Source organism: Paracoccus versutus (assembly GCF_000763885.1).
GTDB lineage: Bacteria > Pseudomonadota > Alphaproteobacteria > Rhodobacterales > Rhodobacteraceae > Paracoccus > Paracoccus versutus.
In genome coordinates this window covers 1-18110 of sequence record NZ_JRKO01000077.1, presented here as the reverse complement: position 1 = coordinate 18110, position 18110 = coordinate 1, and the positions used below count along the sequence as shown (strand labels likewise).

At 63.8% G+C, this 18110-nt stretch carries 19 protein-coding genes and 1 pseudogene; 7 read left to right on the top strand and 13 right to left on the bottom strand.

Going from position 1 to position 18110, the window contains the following annotated elements:
- The 3 genes and pseudogenes from IT40_RS23615 to IT40_RS30975 form a co-directional block, all read left to right on the top strand.
- Positions 1–553 (top strand): LysR substrate-binding domain-containing protein (locus tag IT40_RS23615; RefSeq protein WP_036760284.1); only part of this gene is annotated, 553 nt, incomplete at its 5' end.
- Between the two features lie 325 nt (positions 554–878).
- Positions 879–1882 (top strand): annotated as a pseudogene (tnpC, locus tag IT40_RS30980) (IS66 family transposase).
- 6 nt (positions 1883–1888) lie between these two features.
- The gene (locus IT40_RS30975; protein ID WP_084197408.1) at positions 1889–2032 is read left to right on the top strand and encodes a transposase domain-containing protein; all 144 of its coding nucleotides are present in this window, start codon (positions 1889–1891) and stop codon (positions 2030–2032) included.
- A gap of 132 nt (positions 2033–2164) precedes the next feature.
- Here the strand turns inward: IT40_RS30975 and IT40_RS23605 are convergent, their stop codons facing one another.
- Positions 2165–3376 (bottom strand): DUF3644 domain-containing protein, encoded by a 1212-nt coding sequence (locus tag IT40_RS23605; RefSeq protein WP_084197406.1) that lies wholly within the window; start codon positions 3374–3376, stop codon positions 2165–2167.
- Between the two features lie 429 nt (positions 3377–3805).
- On the opposite strand from IT40_RS23605, the gene IT40_RS23600 reads away from it, so the two are divergent.
- Positions 3806–4123, top strand: coding sequence for a hypothetical protein (locus tag IT40_RS23600; protein ID WP_036760283.1), 318 nt, complete (start codon positions 3806–3808; stop codon positions 4121–4123).
- A 308-nt stretch (positions 4124–4431) separates the two neighbouring features.
- On the opposite strand, the gene IT40_RS23595 is transcribed toward IT40_RS23600, so the two are convergent.
- Positions 4432–5316, bottom strand: coding sequence for a LysR family transcriptional regulator (locus tag IT40_RS23595; RefSeq protein ID WP_052096257.1), 885 nt, complete (start codon positions 5314–5316; stop codon positions 4432–4434).
- A gap of 72 nt (positions 5317–5388) precedes the next feature.
- On the opposite strand from IT40_RS23595, the gene IT40_RS23590 reads away from it, so the two are divergent.
- Positions 5389–6327, top strand: coding sequence for a DMT family transporter (locus IT40_RS23590; protein ID WP_166436150.1), 939 nt, complete (start codon positions 5389–5391; stop codon positions 6325–6327).
- A gap of 68 nt (positions 6328–6395) precedes the next feature.
- Here IT40_RS23590 and IT40_RS23585 read toward each other — a convergent pair whose 3' ends face one another.
- Together IT40_RS23585 and IT40_RS23580 are read right to left on the bottom strand one after the other, a co-directional pair.
- Positions 6396–7268, bottom strand: a complete 873-nt coding sequence (locus IT40_RS23585) for an MBL fold metallo-hydrolase (protein ID WP_084197402.1) — start codon at positions 7266–7268, stop codon at positions 6396–6398.
- 27 nt (positions 7269–7295) lie between these two features.
- Entirely contained in the window at positions 7296–7838 is a 543-nt protein-coding gene (locus IT40_RS23580) for a cysteine hydrolase family protein (protein ID WP_036760287.1), read from the bottom strand.
- Positions 7839–7932: 94 nt separating this feature from the next.
- Between IT40_RS23580 and IT40_RS23575 the strand changes: the two genes are divergently transcribed.
- Entirely contained in the window at positions 7933–8895 is a 963-nt protein-coding gene (locus IT40_RS23575; protein ID WP_036760281.1) for a GlxA family transcriptional regulator, read from the top strand.
- A 631-nt stretch (positions 8896–9526) separates the two neighbouring features.
- On the opposite strand, the gene IT40_RS23565 is transcribed toward IT40_RS23575, so the two are convergent.
- The 8 genes from IT40_RS23565 to IT40_RS23530 all read right to left on the bottom strand — a co-directional run bounded on the left by IT40_RS23565 (position 9527) and on the right by IT40_RS23530 (position 16694).
- Positions 9527–10414: a hypothetical protein gene (locus IT40_RS23565; protein WP_036760279.1), complete on the bottom strand. Its 888-nt coding sequence runs from the start codon at positions 10412–10414 to the stop codon at positions 9527–9529.
- Positions 10415–10959: 545 nt separating this feature from the next.
- Entirely contained in the window at positions 10960–11355 is a 396-nt protein-coding gene (locus IT40_RS23560; RefSeq protein WP_036760278.1) for a (R)-mandelonitrile lyase, read from the bottom strand.
- Between the two features lie 12 nt (positions 11356–11367).
- Entirely contained in the window at positions 11368–12417 is a 1050-nt protein-coding gene (locus tag IT40_RS23555; protein ID WP_036760277.1) for an NAD(P)-dependent alcohol dehydrogenase, read from the bottom strand.
- A gap of 44 nt (positions 12418–12461) precedes the next feature.
- Entirely contained in the window at positions 12462–12932 is a 471-nt protein-coding gene (locus IT40_RS23550; protein ID WP_243700326.1) for a cyclophilin-like fold protein, read from the bottom strand.
- A gap of 21 nt (positions 12933–12953) precedes the next feature.
- The gene (locus tag IT40_RS23545) at positions 12954–14027 is read right to left on the bottom strand and encodes an alpha/beta hydrolase (RefSeq protein WP_052096252.1); all 1074 of its coding nucleotides are present in this window, start codon (positions 14025–14027) and stop codon (positions 12954–12956) included.
- Between the two features lie 53 nt (positions 14028–14080).
- Positions 14081–15070 carry an aldo/keto reductase gene (locus IT40_RS23540; protein WP_036760274.1) on the bottom strand — a complete coding sequence of 330 codons (990 nt, stop codon included), beginning with the start codon at positions 15068–15070 and terminating at the stop codon, positions 14081–14083.
- 15 nt (positions 15071–15085) lie between these two features.
- Positions 15086–15511 carry a cyclophilin-like fold protein gene (locus IT40_RS23535; RefSeq protein ID WP_166436151.1) on the bottom strand — a complete coding sequence of 142 codons (426 nt, stop codon included), beginning with the start codon at positions 15509–15511 and terminating at the stop codon, positions 15086–15088.
- A 1-nt stretch (position 15512) separates the two neighbouring features.
- Positions 15513–16694 (bottom strand): MFS transporter, encoded by a 1182-nt coding sequence (locus IT40_RS23530; protein ID WP_052096251.1) that lies wholly within the window; start codon positions 16692–16694, stop codon positions 15513–15515.
- Between the two features lie 108 nt (positions 16695–16802).
- Here IT40_RS23530 and IT40_RS23525 point away from each other — a divergent pair, with 108 nt between their 5' ends.
- Positions 16803–17708, top strand: coding sequence for a LysR family transcriptional regulator (locus IT40_RS23525; RefSeq protein ID WP_036760273.1), 906 nt, complete (start codon positions 16803–16805; stop codon positions 17706–17708).
- A gap of 7 nt (positions 17709–17715) precedes the next feature.
- Here the strand turns inward: IT40_RS23525 and IT40_RS23520 are convergent, their stop codons facing one another.
- Positions 17716–17895 (bottom strand): hypothetical protein, encoded by a 180-nt coding sequence (locus IT40_RS23520; protein WP_036760272.1) that lies wholly within the window; start codon positions 17893–17895, stop codon positions 17716–17718.
- Positions 17896–18110 lie beyond the last annotated feature (215 nt).

Sequence of the window (18110 nt, the reverse complement as noted above, 5' to 3'; positions counted from 1 at the left end):
GCTGTGGCTTGCACCGCGCCTGCCCGCCCTGCGCGCGGCGCTGGCACAGGTGGACATCTCGGTCACGGCGCTGGAGGATCCGCCGGATCTCAAGCGCACGCCCTTCGACCTGTGCCTGTTCTATGCCGCTCCCGACCCCGGCAGGATTGATCTTGGGGCGGAAAACCTTCTGCCGGTATGCGCCCCTGACCTGGCCGAAAGCCTTGCGGAACCCGCCGATCTGGCAAAGGTCTTGTGCATCGCGGACGTCGTCTGGCAGGACTGGCGTGTCTGGGCCGACGCCGTGGCGCTGGACGAACGAATGGTTCCGACTGGTCCCGGCTTTTCGCTCTATGCGGTCGCCGTGCAGGCGGCGCTGGCAGGCGCCGGGGTTCTAATGGGGCGGCGATCACTCATCCAGCGGCATCTTGACAGCGGTGCCCTGGTCGCCCCCTTCGACCGCCCTGCTCCGTTGGGCCTGTCGATCATGGCATGGATGCTGCCCGAAAGCCGAAACAACCGCGCCGTAATCGCGGTAGCCAAGGCCCTCCGAAAGATCGCTGCGAAGAGCTGAGGGCAGTGTGCGTATATCCGCATAGCCGAGACGATAACCGCCCCTGTCATACTCGCCGCCCCGCCCTCACCAGGTCTGTCTGAAAAAGTAGATCAGGCCATCTGGCTGGTGACCCAGTCCGTCCTTGGGCCTTGTTGCAGAAGTCAGTTTATGGCCTGACGAGCCCCTTTCCCCAGCCGTCTCACCTCACGCGTGAGACCTCGGCGGTGCCGAACCCTCCTGATCGGGGCACGAACTGACGTTAATCTGCCATTTGAATTTTTTTCATTTGGGTGGCTGACGCAGGTTTTTCTAACCGCAATAACACCATACGAAATAATTTCGGATGGCCATCCCTGAGCATGTCGAGTTCATCCGTCACGTCCATCATACCTGCGCCTGCAATCACGACGAACGCTGCAAGGACAATAAGCCCGTGGCCGCCAAATCCGAAAATTACATCATGAAAGGGCGCGTCATCGATCCGACCTTCGCAGCCGAAGCGGCCATCCAGAAGTTCTTCGAGCATATTCCGACGTTCCGGATGGCGCGCCGACTGCAGCATGCCAACGTGAACCTGAGCCGACAGGCTATCGGCGGCGGTGTCACCCATCTGGCGCGTTATCTGAAGCCGGTGCGGCAGGCCTTGTTCGATCACGTCAAAGCCGGGAACGTTGCCCATGCGGACGAAACCCCGGTGCGTGTGCAGGCGCCGGGGAAGGGCAAATGTGATCTAGGGTATTTCTGGGCGGTTTGCCGTGATGAGTGAGGCTGGAATCCGGAAGCCGAGCCCGCGGTGGTCTACTTCTACGCCCCCTCCCGGGCAGGTTCCGTGATCGAGGAGCTTCTTACCGGCGCCTCGTTCCGATATCTGATCACTGACGGCTATGCGGGCTATAATCGGCTGTTTCAGAAAGAAGGTATTAAGAGGCTGCTTTCGGTTCGCTGCTGGGCGCATGCCCGCCGGAACTTCCACGAGGCGTTCCTCGCGACGAAAGCCCGCTGGCCAAAAGGTTCGTCCAGATGATCCGGAAAATGTATGCTGTGGAGAAAGCCGCACGCGGTCTTCCACCAGATGTGCGCAGAGCGATGAGGCAGGAGCGGACTCTGCCGGTCCTGGCGGAGATCTGGGCGGAACTGGTCAAGGCTGAACCTGGCGCGCAGGGGACGCTGAAAAAGGCGGTCAACTATGCGCTGAAGGCTTTCGATGCACTGCAGCGCTTCGCATTCGACGGCCGCCTCGAAATCGACAACAATCCGGTCGAACGCTGCATCCGCGGGATCGCACTGACCAAAAAGAACTCGCTCTTCGCCGGAAACCATGAAGCGGCCGAGGTCTGGGCGATTTAATACAGCCTGATCGAGAGCGCACGACTGAACCGGGTCAATCCGCGCAGCTATCTGAATTGGGTGGTCGGAGAGATCGAGAGCAGCAAGGGCGAAATCGACTATGGCAAGCTGATGCCTTGGCACTGCCCTATCGGCAAGATCGAGAACTGATCGCGGTCGGCTCGGCCTTCGGGGCCGGGCTACTCCATCCGAAAATGCCTGCAGCCGGAACCCCCTGTGGGGTTCTGGCCCGAAGGCGTTGGAACCCGGTAAAGGATAGCCGACTGACATGAATATCGGACATTAACGGAATTTCTCACCTTCAGCTTCGCAGTGCTGGCGCACATGATCGATCCAACGATCGAACCAGACCCAATTCCCATAATCGCCGATGCACCCGAAGCCTTTACCCGGGTTTTTCGCATCGAGTTGCTTCCAGAGCTGCGTATGGTCATGCATGCGGAATTTCGGGAAACCTGCCGCTTGCATCTTCTCCACCACTTTGTTGGGCGGATACCGATCCTTGTTCACCTCTTTGAGGATGATCTTGCTGATTTCCCCCGCCTCATCGCTGCCGCCGGAGACGATATGAACCGCGGTGTCGGCCGCGCCGGGCTTCTTCGCCACCATCGGCACGAAGCCGTAGGAGATACGATAGGCCGGATCCTTCATCTCCTCGTCGGTGAGGCCATGCTCGAACGCATCGATGGCCGCCTCGATATGCTTCGGAAGACCGGACGCCTTCTTCAGGGCGGCCCGCTGTTCCGCACCGAAGGAAACGAACTGCAATGCGAGCGGCAGGCGTTTCTCCAGCCCATACTGCACCCCGAACTCCTTCTTCAGCAGGTCGTTGAAATTCAGCGCGCAGGACTGCAGCTTCGCGCCAAGCGCATCGTCAATCCGGTTGGTCGAACGGTGTTCGATCTCGTGGCGGATCTCGATCAGAAACTCGAGGTTCCTGGCGGCCCCGCCTTTCACCGGGCATTTCGGCTGCTTTAGGCAGTGACCAAGCTCCCAGAATTTTTCGGCGCCCTCCTTGGTCTTCTGCCCCGCATAACGATAGTCGATTCCCTCCCGCCGGAACCAGGCGTGGAGCAGATATGTCCAGGCGATGATCGCCGTAACGATGAACAACTCGGCCCGGAAGGTCAGCCCGGCGGAGTTGAAGGTCTGGACCCCGGCGATCATCGCCTCCCGTGCCTTGATGAGCAGTTCATCGCCGCGAATGCTCAGGCCGGTCGCATGATCGATGTCCGGCCACGTCGAGAGAAAGGCGTCCAGATCGTCGTCAGTCGCGGGTTTCGTCGCTTTGTGCTTCGCCTCGGTTCGGATTTCTCCGATCAGCCGATGGTTTACCGTCCGGGTCGGCCGAGTGAAGTAGGCCAGGATGTCCTGATCATTCGTGAATGCTCCGCCCCGGGCGATCATCGCCTTGACCAAGGCGACTTCCCAGTGCTCGAGGGTGTTTCCCCGACGCCGCTTGATTTTCTTGGGGCCATTGTCCTGGTCCGCCATCCTGAACCTCCCTGAGCATCCGCGGCAGCCGACCTACCGAACATGCAGAACACTATTGCGAGGGACGGTTTCACCGGCAAGCCCGAGCGCGATCCGCCGCAGACTTCGGGAGGGTTCGACGATCATGGCGGCGTGCCCCCTCCTGGGGATACAGGATGAGCGCGGAAGCCGCCGCAAGAAGCGGCGCCGTCAGCGCCGGATCGGAGAACGACGGCGGCCTGGGACCGACTTTGATAAAAATAGCTGTTTGCCACCATCAGCGGTGTGAGAAATGAAATCAACCGACATGCCGGCCATAACAAAATGATGGTTGAAAAATAATTCATCAAATCACGTAATTATCAAGCTTGCAAACGCCTCATTTAAGCGCCGCTTTGTCTTTTCATTTGAGCATGGGATAAATACTGATCATCAGAGGACATCCGCCCCATGCGCACCCGGATCGAAAAGCTAGGCGACAAGCTTCACCAGGAACTTGGACGCATCTATGACTATTGTTCTTCTGCGGACAATCAGGGGACGCTGATGATCGCCTGGGAGGCTGCGCTGGACGCGGATGTCCGGATAACCTCCGCGATCACAAGGCTTGCCCTAGGGGAAATCCTTTACCTGGTCTGCGATCAGCGGAAGGAAGAGATGTTCATGGTAATGGTCCGGGACTGTGTTGACGATCACATCTGGGCGGAAGAAGTATCTGACCGCCTGGGGCCGATGGAGCCGGTCCATGACATCTCACCCTCATCGTAAATCCTGAAACGCCTCGTTTACCTACCTTCAGCTGTCAGCGCCTCACAGGAAGGAGCTCAGATCAGGAAAAAAGGCAACAAAAGGTTCCGCCCGCGACGCAGCCGCCTGTCCGATATGGCCTATCTGCCCCGGGTCGCCCACCAGCTCACTCAGCGTTCATGGAAACTAAGCAGGCTCCGACTGTTTGGATCCGTGGGGCTATTCAGACCTTCGCCTGGTTCCCGGACTCACTTGCCGTCTTCTATGCCGCGCCCAGGTGGTGGCGATCAAACTAGGGATTGATCTTCGGCAACGGCTGGACGCTTCGCTCACAGGTCAGTTCCTCCATGGACGACCTCTTCCATGAACCCGACCGCAGCGCGCAGCCTGGGGCTGCGCCGCAGATCCTCGTGATAGGACAGCCACAGGGGCATGGCCGGCAGCGGTTGCGGCATGGCAAGCTCGCGCAGCGAGGCATCGCCCTCGGCGGCGAGACAGGGCAGCAGCGCGCAGCCCGACCCCGCGCGCGCGGCCTCCAGCAGGGTATGGGTCGCGTTCGAGCGCAGCAGGATGCGCTCTGAGGGCACCATCGTCTCCAGGTGGCGCCGCGCCGTCTCGTGGCCCGATCCGTCGTCATAGGTCAGGTAGTCCTGCACCTCGAAGGGCCGCGGGTCCGAGGCCGCCGCGTAGCAGGCGAAGCGGATCTCACCGATGCGCCGGACCACCATCCCGGGTTCCCGTGGCCGCGACAGCCGCACTGCCACATCCGCCTCGCGCCGGTAAAGGTCCAGGTTGCGGCTCTCGCCCAACAACTCCAGCCGCAGGCCCGGATAGCGCCGGAAGAAGGCGGGCAGCGCCGGGGCGAACAGTTTCGCAGCCAGGAACGGCGGTGTTGTCATCCGCACCAGGCCGGTGAGCGAGGCCGCCGCTCCCTCGGCACGACGCAGCAACCCGTGAACTTCCGCATCCATGCGTTCGGCCGATCGCATCACCTCCTCGCCCAGCACAGTGATGCGGAACCCGTCCGCGGCGCGCTCGAAAAGCCGTGCGCCCAGATCCTGCTCCAGGCTTTCCAGATGCCGGGCAACGGTCGAATGATCGACGCCGAGCGCCCTGGCCGCCGCGGAAAGCGTGCCATGCCGTCCCAGCGCCAGAACGGTGCGGAGGCGGTCCCATTTGGGCGCGCGAAGCTCTGGGGTTTTTTGCGCAGGCATTCCGCATTCTTGCGCATTTCCGCGCATCCCGTCCACGGCTATGTTGCGGGCCTCATCAGAAGGAATGCGCCTATGACCCTCAGGCACCGGAGTTTTGCCGGCGTGGCGATGCTTGCCGCGACCGCCATCGCATGGGGCGGGATGTTTCCGGTGCTGAAGCCGCTGCTGTCCATCCTGGACCCGATCACACTGACGCTGATCCGGTTCGGCCTGGCCACGCCGATCCTGGTCGCCTTGCTTCTGGTGATCGAGGGACGCAGCGCCCTGGCCTTCGACGGCCGGGCCCTGCGGCTATGGTGGCTGGGCACGCTGGGGTTTGCCGGATTCGGCCTGCTGCTGGTCATCGGCCTGCGCATGACCCAGCCGCAACACGCCGCGGTCATGCCCGCCCTGATGCCGCTGATCACCGTCATCATCACCGCGATCCGCAGCCGCAGCCTGCCGACGGGGCGCGGGCTTTTCGCCGTGCTGGTCGGTCTGGCCGGCGTGGTCCTGGTGGTCACCGCCGGTCATCCTGCGGTCCTGCTGCAGGGCAGCGTAGGCGGCGGCGAGGCCTTGGTGCTGGCCGGCGCGACCTGCTGGGTGCTTTACACGCTTGGCGCGGCCGGTTTTCCGGGATGGTCCGGCCTGCGCTATACCACGCTGACGCTGATGCTCGGCACGCTGACCATCGTGGGGGTCGAGATGGTTGCCCTGGCGACCGGCCATGCCGCCATCCCGGATCGTGCCGCGTTCGGGCGGGCAGCGCCGGGGATGGCATACATGGTCCTGGCCGCCTCGGTGATGGGATTCCTGTTCTGGAATGCCGGGATGCGTGCGCTGGGACCCAGAATGGGGGTGTTGTTCATCAACCTGGTGCCGGTGACCGCCTTTGCCATCGCCCTGATCGGCGGACAGATCCCCAGCCCGTGGGAGGTGGCGGGCGTGGCGCTGGTGATCGCGGCCCTGATGCTCAACAGCTTCGGCGGTGGCCGCACGGTTCCCGCCGCGCCGGGTCGTGCCGCCGGCTGAGGCCCGCGTCCGGGCTTCGGCGGCGGATCGTTTCGCCCACGAACATCCGACCCGCGGGCGAAACAGGCTTACAGGGCGATGGTTTCCCCGTCGCCCGGCGTCAGCAGCTTTTCCAGGAAGCCATTCTCGCGCGCAAAGGCCCGCAATTCGGCCCGCGTCAGCGTGCAATGGTTGATCGCCTCCATATGCGAGGCGATCAGGAGGGTGTCCGGCGCTGCCTTGTGGACCGCCAGCACATCCGCCTTGCCCATGATGATCCCGTCATCCACGCCTACCAGCTTGGCGTCGCCCGTGTTCAGGATCGCGACGTCGGGCTTGTGGGTAGCAATCGCTTCAGCGACATCGTCGTTCCAGATCGTGTCGCCTGCCAGATAGACAGTCTTTTCGTCTGAGTGAATAAACACCACGCCGCAGACCTGGCCCAGCAGATCCCCGGCCACCGCATAGGCGGCCTCGGTGCCGTGGCGACCACCGGTCTTGACCAACCGGATGCCGTTGAAGCTGGAACTGTCCGACAGCACCCGAACGTCGGCAAAGCCCTGGCCGCGGATGGTTTCCGCATCCGCCTCGTTCTGCGCAAACAGCGAGATCCCCTTCGGCACCAGGTTGCGGGCGGCCTCGTCCCAATGGTCCTCGTGCAGATGGGTCACGATCACCGCGTCGACGTCGAGGATCTCGTCCATCGTCAGCGGCAGATGCACCAGCGGGTTGCGTTCCTCGCTGTTCACCGTGCCCTCGAAGCCGGGCCAGGCATGGCGATCCGACAGCATCGGATCGACCAGGAAGCGGGTGCCGGCATAATCGACATGCAGCGTGGCGATGCGGATCTGGGTGATCCTGACCCCCGGCTGGCGGTCTTCGGCTTCTTGTGCATGCCCGGCCAGGGCGGTTGCGGCCAATGCCCCGCCGGACAGGGCGAAAAGCTGCCTGCGTGTGGTCATGATGGAACTCCTTTCCTCGATGCCGGTTCAGCGGGCGATGAACGCGTCGGTGCCGGTGACCTCGCCATAGAGGAAGGCGAGCGCGGCCATATAGGCGGCATGGACCTGTGCCGCCGGCGTGGTCACGCCGTTGAATTCCAGGTCGCGGGTGGCGCAGGCGTCGTGGATGGTGGTGGTGTGATAGCCCAGGTCATTGGCGGCGCGGGTGGTGGCGTCCACGCACATGTGGCTCATGGCGCCGACGACCACGACCTCTTCGATGCCTTTCTCCTTCAGCATGCCGTCCAGCCCGGTCTCGCGGAAAGAGTTCGGGAAATTCTTGGTGACGACCGGTTCGTCACCCTGCGGCAGGACGGCGTCGTTGATTTCCGCCCCTTTGCTGCCGGGCACGAAGATCGGCCCGCCGGGCGCTTCATGGCGGATGTTCACCACCAGGTCTCCCTTGTCGCGGGCATGGGCGATGACGCGGGCGGCGTTGGCGGCAGCGGCCTCGATTCCCACAAGGGGGAAGTTTCCCTGCGGCCAGTATTCGTTCTGAAGATCGACGACGAGAATGGCGCGTTTCGACATGTTCTGTCCTTTCGATACGGGTTGATGCTTGCCCAGGATATGACCTTCGGCGACAGTCGCGGCCATTGGCGCAACCGACAGAAACAGGGGCGATATGGACAATGCAGGGGCCAGGATCGGAATCCTGCTTTATCCCGGCGCGCAGCTCTCGGCCGTGCTGGGATTGACCGACCTGTTCCGCATCGCCGCCAGGATCACGCGGCAAGATCACCGGTTGCGGGTCTTTCACCTTCGCGTGGAAGATGGCGCGCCTGCGCAGATCGTCTTCGACAGCGATCCGCAGGCGCCGGCGCGTGAGACCTCCGCCTGCGACGTGCTGATCCTGCCGCCCTCGCTGGAGCCGCCGATCAGCGCCGAGGCCGCCGCCCCATTCGCCCGCTGGCTGCGCGACCGCCATGCCGAGGGCTCGGTGCTCGCTTCGGTCTGCGCCGGCGCCTTCCTGCTGGGGGAGACCGGGCTTCTGGCCGGGCGCGCCGTGACCACGCATTGGACCTATGCCCAGGCCCTGCAGGGCCGCTTTCCCGACGCGCAGGTCGATACGGATCGGCTGACGATCGACGGCGGCGACATCATTTCGGCGGGCGGGCTGATGTCATGGACGGATCTGGGGCTGATGCTGGTGGCCCGCTTCCTCGGTCCCGTGGTCATGGCGGAAACCGCCCGGATGCTGCTGGTCGATCCGCCGGGGCGCGAGCAGCGCTATTACAGCGGCTTCGTGCCCCGGCTGACCCATGGCGATGCCGCGATCCTGAAGGCGCAGCACGCCCTGCAGGCCAGCGAGGGCAAGGAGGCCCGCCTGGCCGTCCTGGCCGCCGAGGCCGGGCTGGAGCCCCGCACCTTCCTGCGCCGCTTTCAGAAGGCGACCGGGCTGACCGCAACCGACTACGCGCAGCGCCTGCGGGTGGCCAAGGCGCAGGAATTGCTGCAATTCGCCCAGCAACCCATCGAGCGCATCGCCTGGGAGGTCGGCTATTCCGACCCCGGCGCCTTCCGCAAGGTGTTCCTGCGCATCGTCGGCCTGCCGCCGGGTGAATATCGGCAGAGGTTCCACGCTTGAACCTGTCCCCGCCGGCCGTCAGTGGCTGTGGCCGATATGGCCGGACGGCGCAGCCGGGATGAGGCCGAAGCTCTGGCAAAGTGCGTGTTCCAGGGGATGACGGGCGGTCGCTCCACGTGATCGTGGGCGGTCCGGTATGACTGACAGTCAGAAGCTAAGGTGGCAGGCGGCGCCGGATACGGATCTTCGGATAGGCCCCGCGATCACAAGGCTTGGCTTGAAGGAAATCCTTTACCAGGTCTGCGATCAGCGGAAGGAGGAGATGTTCATGGAAATGGTCCGGGACTGTGTTGACGATCACATATGGGCGACAGCGGAACCTGACCGCCTAGGGCCGATGGAGCTGATCCATGACATCTCACCCTCACCGTAAATCCTGAAACGCCTCGTTTTACCTGCGTCAATCGTCAGCGCCCCACGGGAAAGATCGACGGCATTTTCTTCATGGGAACCATACGCTTTGGATCAAGCTACCGCTCCTGATGGCGCTTATAGCCACGCCCGAAGGAGCGATCCGGAGGCCGCCCTTCATAATTCCGGCAGGCGAGGGAGACCGATAATCGGCAATGCCCGGAACCCGCCGGCCTGGACCGATCCGGCGATCCGCTTCGTCGAGGCCAACCTTCCCCGATCAGCAGCTCTTGAGCATCCACATCACATCCACGGACGGATTGTCCCCGTTCCCCTCGATGAAGGGGACCGCACACTGCGTCTCCGCGGCCGTCTGGCACGTCATCGAATCAAAATATTCGAAAAGCGTGCCGTTCGCCTCCCGTGATATCGTCGCATTCGCGGCATTGCCGAACACCGCCTGGTAAACATGCGTGCCGTAATGCGACATCCCGCCGCCGTGCGTGGGCCGAAGGTGGGCCTGGATCCCGTCGAGCCAGCCCCGCCCCTGGCCGGAAAAGTCCATGAGCACATCCGACTGGACACCCTTGATGATGTGGCGGTAGGTCGTCGGGTTCCAGACCGCTCCGCTCGGCGGCACGCATGTCTTCACGCCAGCCCCGGCAATCGCACTCATGTTCGCGTTCATCGCGTTTCGGATCGCGGCCTTGTTGCCGGCGTTCTTGATGTCGCCACAGGTGGTGGGGGCGACGGGGGAATCGTATTCCGCCTGTTCGAAGACCTTCCAGCTACGCATCCCTCCGGTCTCGAAGTTCACCCCGAAGTTGCGGATCTGGATGGTGGACCCATCATAAGGGTCGAGAACGGAGCAGCCCACCAATTTCAGCGGGATGTCGCACGGGTCCACCGTCACGCCCGGGATGCCCGCGATGTTGGTCAGAAACGCGTTTTTCCCAGTGCTCCACTGTTGAGCCGTCCCGGCCGGCACCATGATCGGATTTGCCCCGGCATTCTTGATCACCTTGCAAACCCCGAAACGGTCGATCTTCTGGCTTGCGCCTTTCGCCACCATGAAAATCCCGGCCTGCATTTCCTGGGCGAATGCCTGGCCTGTCCCGACAGAGATGGCGGCAGCCGAAATTGCGGCGATGAGCTTGTTGGCTTTCATGTTTCCACCTCGGACGAGCGCTTGATTTTCCGGGAATATATAGGGATGTGGTGAAAATCCCTACCGGCGATCTGGCCGATTTATTCTAAAAATGTGGATAACCTATGCGCTGGACATAGCGGATAGAATTGTCCCAATTCGGCCCCTCACCGTAGAAGACCCCATAGAGATCTCGCATTGACTGGCGCCCGGGCGCAGAGTGGTGGTGAATTCTGTCTCCATGGCAAGGGGGAGTGAGAGAGCCATCAGCTTCGGCATCGTTTTCTCGACGGGACGGGTGGAAAAACACAGCTGAGTTTGCCTCCTCTCATACCGATAGCTGGCTTTGGAATCGTGGGTGCTGATGCTCAGGGATCCACGCCATCCTTATGGTCGACACGACGCATGAAGGGCGCATAGTTCGGCGGGTGATCGCGATAGGGCCGGGGTTCTCGGCTCTTTATAACTCCTCAGTCTAGATCATCGGCCCCGCGGGCATGCTTTATTTCCACGAGCCGAGTTTTTCGTCGACGCTCTCGCGCGCCGGCTCCTCAATCTGGGGCTTGTCAGCCGGCGTAATCCGCGTCCGAGACCTTCTCCATCCATGTCACCGCCGATCCGTCGATCACTTCCTGGATGGCGATATGGCTCATGGCGGTGTCGGGGGCGGCGCCGTGCCAATGCTTTTCGCCGGCCGGGAACCAGACCACGTCGCCGGCCCGGATTTCCTCGACCGACCCGCCCTCGCGCTGGACGCACCCGCGGCCGAAGGTGACGATCAGGGTCTGGCCGGCGGGATGCGTGTGCCAGGCGGTGCGCGCGCCCGGCTCGAAGGTGACATGGGCGCCGGCGGCGCGGCCCGGCGCCTCGGCCGCGAACAGCGGGTCGATGCGGACGCTGCCGGTGAACCAGTCGGCCGGCCCGGCGGTCGAGGGCGTCGCGCCCGAGCGGGTGATCTTCATCTGCGGCTCCTTTCAGGCGGCGATGGTGGCGATGTCCATGACGAAGCGGTATTTTACATCGCCCTTCAGCATCCGCTCATAGGCGGGCTCGATCTGGTCGGCACGGATCATCTCGATATCGGCCACGATGCCGTGGGCGGCGCAGAAGTCCAGCATCTCTTGGGTTTCCGGGATGCCGCCGATCATCGAGCCGGCCAGGCCGCGGCGCTTCATGATCAGGTTGAAGACATTGGGCGAGGGATGCGGCGTCGCCGGCGCCCCCACCAGCGCCATGGTGCCGTCGCGCTTCAGAAGCGCCAGGAAGGCGTCCAGATCATGCGGGGCGGCGACGGTGTTGAGGATGAAATCGAAGCTTTTCGCCTGCGCCGCCATCTCGTCCGGGTTGCGCGAGACCACGACCTCATCGGCGCCGAGCGCCAGGGCATCGGCGCGCTTGGATTCGGAGGTGGTGAAGGCCACGACATGCGCGCCCATGGCATGGGCCAGCTTCACGCCCATATGGCCGAGGCCGCCGATCCCCACGACGCCGACCTTCTTGCCCGGCCCCGCGCCCCAGTGACGCAGCGGCGAATAGGTCGTGATGCCGGCGCAGAGCAGCGGCGCCACGGCGGCCAGTTGATCCTCGGGATGGGTGATCTTCAGGGCGTAGCGTTCATGCACGACGACTTGCTGCGAATAGCCGCCCAGCGTGTGGCCCGGGGCGTCGGCACTGGGGCCGTTATAGGTGCCGACCATGCCGTCGCAGTAGTTCTCCAGCCCCTCGTCGCAATCGGCGCAGCTCTGGCAACTGTCCACGATGCAGCCGACGCCGACCAGGTCGCCGGGCTTGTGCGCGGTCACATGGCTGCCGACGGTGGCGACGCGGCCGACGATCTCGTGGCCCGGCACGCAGGGGTAAAGCGTGCCGGCCCATTCGCTGCGGACTTGGTGCAGGTCGGAATGGCAGATGCCGCAATAGAGGATCTCGATCTTCACGTCATGCGGGCCGGGCGCGCGGCGGGTGATCTCCATGCGCGAGACCGGCTGGTCGGCGGCGGGGGCGCCATAGGCGAGAATGATCATGTCAGGTCTCCTTTGTAGGCTTTATTTGCTGGCGAGGCTGCGATTCATGCAAGGGGTTCGACGCGCAGCGGATATTCGCCACGCTGCAACAGGGGTGCGGATCCCTGATCCAGCCGTCCCAGCCGGATCAGCCCGCGCGACCAGCAGTAGGAGGCATGGAACATCGCCAGATTGCCCCAGGGCGCGTAATAGCACAGATCGCCCGGTGCCTCGTTGCCGAAGGGGCCACTGCCTTCCTCGGTCAGCTTGCGCGGCAGATAGGCGATCTTCTCGTTGGTCGAATAATCCTCGACTGTCAGATCCAGCGGCAGCATCGAGATCAGGTCGCGGGCAGACGGATTATCCTGCAGTGTCGCGGTGAAGTCCTGATCGGAAAAGACGAACCGGATGCGCATGACGGATCCTTCCTGGGCGCGAGCGATAGCGGGAAGGGCGAGGCCGGCGGCTGCTGCGACCAGCAACAGGCGCCGGGAGAGGCCCGCAGGTTCATGGGTCATATCCGCATTCTCCCTCATGGCAAGCAAGCCCCGCCCAGCCTAAGCAGCCAGATGTTCGCCGAAGAAGCTGGCCAGCCTGTCGAAGGGGATTTTGTCCATCCGGTCGTAGAGATCGACGTGATTGGCGCCCGGGATAATCACCAACTCCTTCGGCTCGGCGGCGGCCGCGTAGGCATCCTCGCTGAAGTAGCGGGAATGGGCGTTCTCGCCGTGGATGAGCAGAATCGGGCGCGGCGCGATCTCCGCGATATGGGTGAGGATCGGCAGGTTCATGAAGGGCAGCGGCGTGGTGATCGTCCAGGCGTTGCCCGAGTTGACCGCGCGCGCATGATAGCCGCGCGGCGTCATGTAATAGTCGTGGTAATCGACCAGGAACTGCGCCTCGCCGCCATGCAACTCGTTATAGGGCGGCTGGTAGGCCGGGACGCCGTCCGCCGCATCCTCCCAACGCTGGCGGCTCAACTGCTCCAGCACCTGCGCGCGCTGTTCGGGGGTCATGCTGTCGTCGTAGCCCTGCGACATGACGCGGGTCATGTCATACATGGTGCTGGCGGCGACCGCCTTGACGCGCTTGTCCACCGCCACGGCGCTCAGCGCCATGCCGCCCCAGCCGCAGATGCCGATGACACCGATGCGCTCGCGGTCCACGGCAGCGTGCAGGCCGAGGTAATCCACGCCCGCCATGAAATCCTCGGTGCTGATATCGGGCGAGGCGACGTTCCGCGGCTCGCCGCCGCTTTCGCCGGTGTAGGACGGATCGAAGGCCAGCGCGACAAAGCCGCGCTCGGCCATGGTCTGGGCGTAGAGACCTGAGGACTGTTCCTTCACCGCGCCGAACGGACCGGCGACGACGATGGCCGGCAGGCTGCCGCTGCGGTCCTTCGGCAGGTAGAGATCGCCCGACAGGATGATGCCGTAGCGGTTGGTGAAGGTGACCTTCTCATGGTCCACGTTTTCGCTGCGCGGGAAGACCTTGTCCCAGTCCTGGCTCATGGTGTTTTCTCCGGTGTCTGATGCGGATTGCGCCGAGCTGGATCCGACGCCCAGCATGATGACGGTGCCGGCGGCGACCGATCCCTGAAGCAGGGTTCTGCGGCTGACGTGATCATTCAATGGGATATCTCCTTCTGTTCGTATGGAGGATGGTTGCGGATGCTTCGCACGACCTACCAGGCGTAGGCTTGGGGTGCCTCTCCGCCCGGTCCGGGCCAGATTGCGTCCAGCTTGGCCAGCACCTCGCCCGGCAGCCTGACCGAAGGCGCCTTCAGGTTCTGCTGCAACTGCTCGACCGTGCGGGGACCGCTGATGACCGAAGTGACGGCCGGATTGTGCAGCAGCCAGGCCAGGGCCACATTGGCCGGCGTCTCGCCGATCTCGGTGCAGAGCGCCTCATAGGCCTCAAGCTGCGGGCGCAGGGCCTTGATCCGCGCTTGCAGCCCCGGCGTCGCACGGCGGCCTTCCTCGATCTTGCCCAGCACGCCGCCAAGAAGGCCCATGCCGATCGGACTCCAGGGGATCAGGCCGATGCCGAAATGGCGCAGCGCCGGGATCACCTCCAGCTCGATGGTGCGCGCGGTCAGGTTGTAGAGGCTTTGTTCCGAGGCCAGCCCCAGCATGTGACGCGCGTTGGCCGACATCTGCGCGGTGGCGATGTCCCAGCCAGCGAAATTGCTGGACCCGACATAGGTGATCTTGCCCTCGCGGATCAGTTGCTCCATCGCCTGCCAGATCTCCTCCCAAGGCGTCGCCCGGTCGATATGGTGCATCTGGTAGAGGTCGATGTGGTCGGTTTTTAGCCGTTTCAGGCTGGCCTCGCAGGCGCGGCGGATGTGGTAGGCCGACAGGTATTTGTCGTTCAGCCCGGTCTCCATCGGCTGATAGGCCTTGGTCGCCAGCACGATCCGGTCGCGGCGCGAAGCGTCCTGCGCCAGCCAGTCGCCGATGATCTCTTCCGAGGTGCCATAGCCCTTCGCCATGTCGGGCGATTGCGGCCCGCCATAGACATCGGCGGTGTCGAAGAAATTGATGCCGGCGTCCAGCGCCGTATCCATGATCGCGAAGCTGGTCGCCCGGTCGGTCAGTTCCCCGAAATTCATCGTGCCAAGCGCGACGCGGCTGACCCGCAGGCCGGTGCGGCCGAAATGTGTGTAGTTCATGGCGGTATGGCCTCCTTACAGGATTTCGACGCGCAGCGGATGCTCGCCGCGTGTCAGCAGTGGCTCATGTCCGCCATCCAGCCGCCCGAGCCGGATGAGGCCACGCGACCAGCGATAGGGGGAATGAAACAGCGCCAGATTGCCCCAGGGCGCATAATAGCAAAGATCGCCGGGCGCTTCGTTGCCGAAGCGGGTGGCGCCATCCCTGGCCAGCTTGCGCGGCAGGTAGGCGATCTTTTCGTTGGTCGAATAGTCGGTGATGGTCAGGTCCAGGGGCAGCATGGCGAGCAATTCGCGGGCGGGCTGGGTGTCTTCCAGCGTGGCGGTGAAGTCCTGATCGGCGAAGAGGAATCTGATCCGCATGGTGGTGTTTTCCTCGGCGCGAAGAAGAGCGAGGCCGGCGGCCGCGGCGGCCAGCAGGTTGCGGCGGGAGATCGTCATGTCAGGATCCTTTCAGCATCTGCCTGCCGTCCCGGATCAGGGCGAGTGCGGCAATGGCCAGCACCACGCTGCCGACGAAGGTGGCCCGGATCGAGATCCCGTCCAGCAACAGCCCGCCCAGCACCGCCCCGAGCAGGATCGAGGCCTGGATCGCCGCCACCATCAAGCTGCCAGCAGCTTCGGGCGCATCGTCGGCGTTCTGCGACATCCAGGTCATCCAGATCACCGAGAACATGGTGTTCATCGCCCCCCAGATCGCCATGAACAGACCCGTGGCGATCACGGAATGCCCCAGCAGCAGCAGTCCGACCGTGGCCCCGCCCATGACCAGCGCCGGCAGTTTCAGGAACGGCGCGGCATTGCCCTTGATGAACCGCCCTGCCGCCCAGGTGCCGATGAAGCCGGCGCAGCCGAGCAGAAGCAGCAGGGCCGAAAGCGTCGCCACATCGACGCCGGTCACCTGCTCCAGGAACGGTCGCAGATAGGTGAACATGCTGAAGGCCGAGCCCCAGGACAGCATGCAGGCGATCAGCCCGCGCCGGAAATACGGCCGCTTCAGCAGGCCGAACAGCGCCCGGACATCCTGCCGCTGCTGCGCGGGCAGCGAGGGCAGTGCGATCAGGTGCCAGACGAGGTTGACAGCGACGATGGGCGTCAGCGCCCAGAACACTGCCCGCCAGCCGAAGATCCCGCCCAGATAGCTGCCGATCGGCGCGGCGAAGGCCGCCGCAATCGCTTGGCCCCCATACATCAGCGCAAGCGCCTTCGGCACGTCCTCGGCCGGCACCAGCCGCATGATGACGGCGGTCGCCAAAGCCCAGAAGCCGCCGATGCAGATGCCCAGGACGGCGCGCCCGATCATCAGCACGGTGAAGCTCGGCGCCGCCGCGACCAGCACCAGCGACAGCAGCATGAAAGCCGTCATCGCCACCAGCACCCCTTTGCGGTTCAACATCCCGGCGGCGGTGGTGATCAACAGGCTGGCCAGCACCGCGAACAGCCCGCTGACCGAGATCGCCTGGCCGGTCTGGCCCTCCGTCGCCCCTAGCCCTGCCGCCATCGGCGTCAGCAGGCTGACCGGCATGAACTCGGAGGCGATCAGCATCGCAACGCAAAGCGCCATCGACAGCACGGCCCCCCAAGCGGCGGGCCGGCTGCCGGTCTGTTCCACGGTGGAAACCATCCGATGCTCCGATTATTGGGTTCGCGCCGGATATAACCTATCCCCACCTTTCCGATTACCCACCCCATTTTGATTGGACCTATCGAACAGGTCGATTAATCTGCCTTCATGGAAAAGACCGACCTCAACCAGCTGACCTGGTTCCGCATCGTGGCGGAGGAACGCAACTTCACCAAGGCGGCGGCCAGGATCGGCGTGGCGCAATCGACGCTGAGCCACGCGATCAAGCAGCTGGAGACCCGCATGGGCATCCGCCTGCTGACCCGCACCACCCGCAACGTCACCACGACGCCGGCGGGCGAGCGGTTGCTGCACACCATCACCCCCCGCCTGGCCGAGATCGAGGAGGAGATCGCCGCGCTGACCGCGCTACGCGACAAGCCCTCGGGCAGCGTCCGCCTGACCCTATCGGACCATGCGCTGGAAAGCGTGGTCTGGCCAAAGCTGAAGCCTGTCCTGCGCGACTATCCCGATATCAGCGTCGAACTGATCCTCGACAGCAGCTTCCGCAATATCGTCGAAGACGGCTTCGACGCCGGTGTCCGCCTGGGCGAGAGCGTGGAAAAGGACATGATCGCCGTCCGCATCGGCCCCGACTGGCGGCTGGTCGCCGTGGCCTCGCCCGGTTACCTGGCCGCGCATGGCACGCCGCAGCACCCGCGCGACCTGGTCCGCCACATCTGCATCAACATGCGCCACGAAACCGCTGGCGGTCTCTATGCCTGGGAGTTCGAGAAGGATGGGCAGGAGCTGCGCGTCCGGGTGGACGGACAACTGGCCTTCAACAATTCCTATGCCATGATCGACGCGGCGGTCAGCGGCTACGGCATCGCCTATGTGCCAGAGGACATCGTCGCGGCCCAGGTCGCATCCGGCGCGCTGGTCCCGGTGCTGGACGATTGGTCGCCCATGTTCGACGGCTATTTCCTCTACTATCCCAGCCGCCGACAGAACCTGCCAGCATTCCGCGTCGTGGTCGACGCGCTCAGGCATCGGGGCAAGGCGGGTCACTGAATGCCGGTTACGACGGGCCCGACAAGCGGGTCTTGATCTTCCAGCCGGCATCGTCCCGCCGCAACAACCAGGCCTTGCGCGCGATCAGGGCTCCCGCCGCGGTGCGATAGCTCGCGATCTCCAAGCGGAGGCCGTCGGCCGATGGCCATAGGCGGCCCGGCGCCTCATTCCCGTCCGCGAAGCTCACGACGACATCGGTTCCAGTGACTGGCAGGCCATCGGGCAATGTCGCACGACACCCTGGATAAGCATGGCTGTCCTTCAGGACTATCCACTGTTGAATGTCGCTGAGAACTGACCCGGGTTTGTCATCGAGAACTGACCCACCCTTCGGTTATGTTCTGTGGGTCATGCCTGGGTCAATGCACTTGAAGCTCCCTTCTTTGTTTTGGCGGCCGCGGT

What these genes read in the sequence shown, in the direction of transcription:
- IT40_RS23585 (WP_084197402.1), bottom strand. Translation starts at nt 7,268, where the DNA reads ATGACCACACGCAGGCAGCTTTTCGCCCTGTCCGGCGGGGCATTGGCC.
- IT40_RS23555 (WP_036760277.1), bottom strand. Translation starts at nt 12,417, where the DNA reads ATGATCATTCTCGCCTATGGCGCCCCCGCCGCCGACCAGCCGGTCTCG.
- IT40_RS23580 (WP_036760287.1), bottom strand. Translation starts at nt 7,838, where the DNA reads ATGTCGAAACGCGCCATTCTCGTCGTCGATCTTCAGAACGAATACTGG.
- IT40_RS23595 (WP_052096257.1), bottom strand. Translation starts at nt 5,316, where the DNA reads ATGCCTGCGCAAAAAACCCCAGAGCTTCGCGCGCCCAAATGGGACCGC.
- IT40_RS23535 (WP_166436151.1), bottom strand. Translation starts at nt 15,511, where the DNA reads ATGACGATCTCCCGCCGCAACCTGCTGGCCGCCGCGGCCGCCGGCCTC.
- IT40_RS23575 (WP_036760281.1), top strand. Translation starts at nt 7,933, where the DNA reads ATGGACAATGCAGGGGCCAGGATCGGAATCCTGCTTTATCCCGGCGCG.
- IT40_RS23525 (WP_036760273.1), top strand. Translation starts at nt 16,803, where the DNA reads ATGGAAAAGACCGACCTCAACCAGCTGACCTGGTTCCGCATCGTGGCG.
- IT40_RS23530 (WP_052096251.1), bottom strand. Translation starts at nt 16,694, where the DNA reads ATGGTTTCCACCGTGGAACAGACCGGCAGCCGGCCCGCCGCTTGGGGG.
- IT40_RS23605 (WP_084197406.1), bottom strand. Translation starts at nt 3,376, where the DNA reads ATGGCGGACCAGGACAATGGCCCCAAGAAAATCAAGCGGCGTCGGGGA.
- IT40_RS23560 (WP_036760278.1), bottom strand. Translation starts at nt 11,355, where the DNA reads ATGAAGATCACCCGCTCGGGCGCGACGCCCTCGACCGCCGGGCCGGCC.
- IT40_RS23540 (WP_036760274.1), bottom strand. Translation starts at nt 15,070, where the DNA reads ATGAACTACACACATTTCGGCCGCACCGGCCTGCGGGTCAGCCGCGTC.
- IT40_RS23565 (WP_036760279.1), bottom strand. Translation starts at nt 10,414, where the DNA reads ATGAAAGCCAACAAGCTCATCGCCGCAATTTCGGCTGCCGCCATCTCT.
- IT40_RS23590 (WP_166436150.1), top strand. Translation starts at nt 5,389, where the DNA reads ATGACCCTCAGGCACCGGAGTTTTGCCGGCGTGGCGATGCTTGCCGCG.
- IT40_RS23600 (WP_036760283.1), top strand. Translation starts at nt 3,806, where the DNA reads ATGCGCACCCGGATCGAAAAGCTAGGCGACAAGCTTCACCAGGAACTT.
- IT40_RS23550 (WP_243700326.1), bottom strand. Translation starts at nt 12,932, where the DNA reads ATGAGGGAGAATGCGGATATGACCCATGAACCTGCGGGCCTCTCCCGG.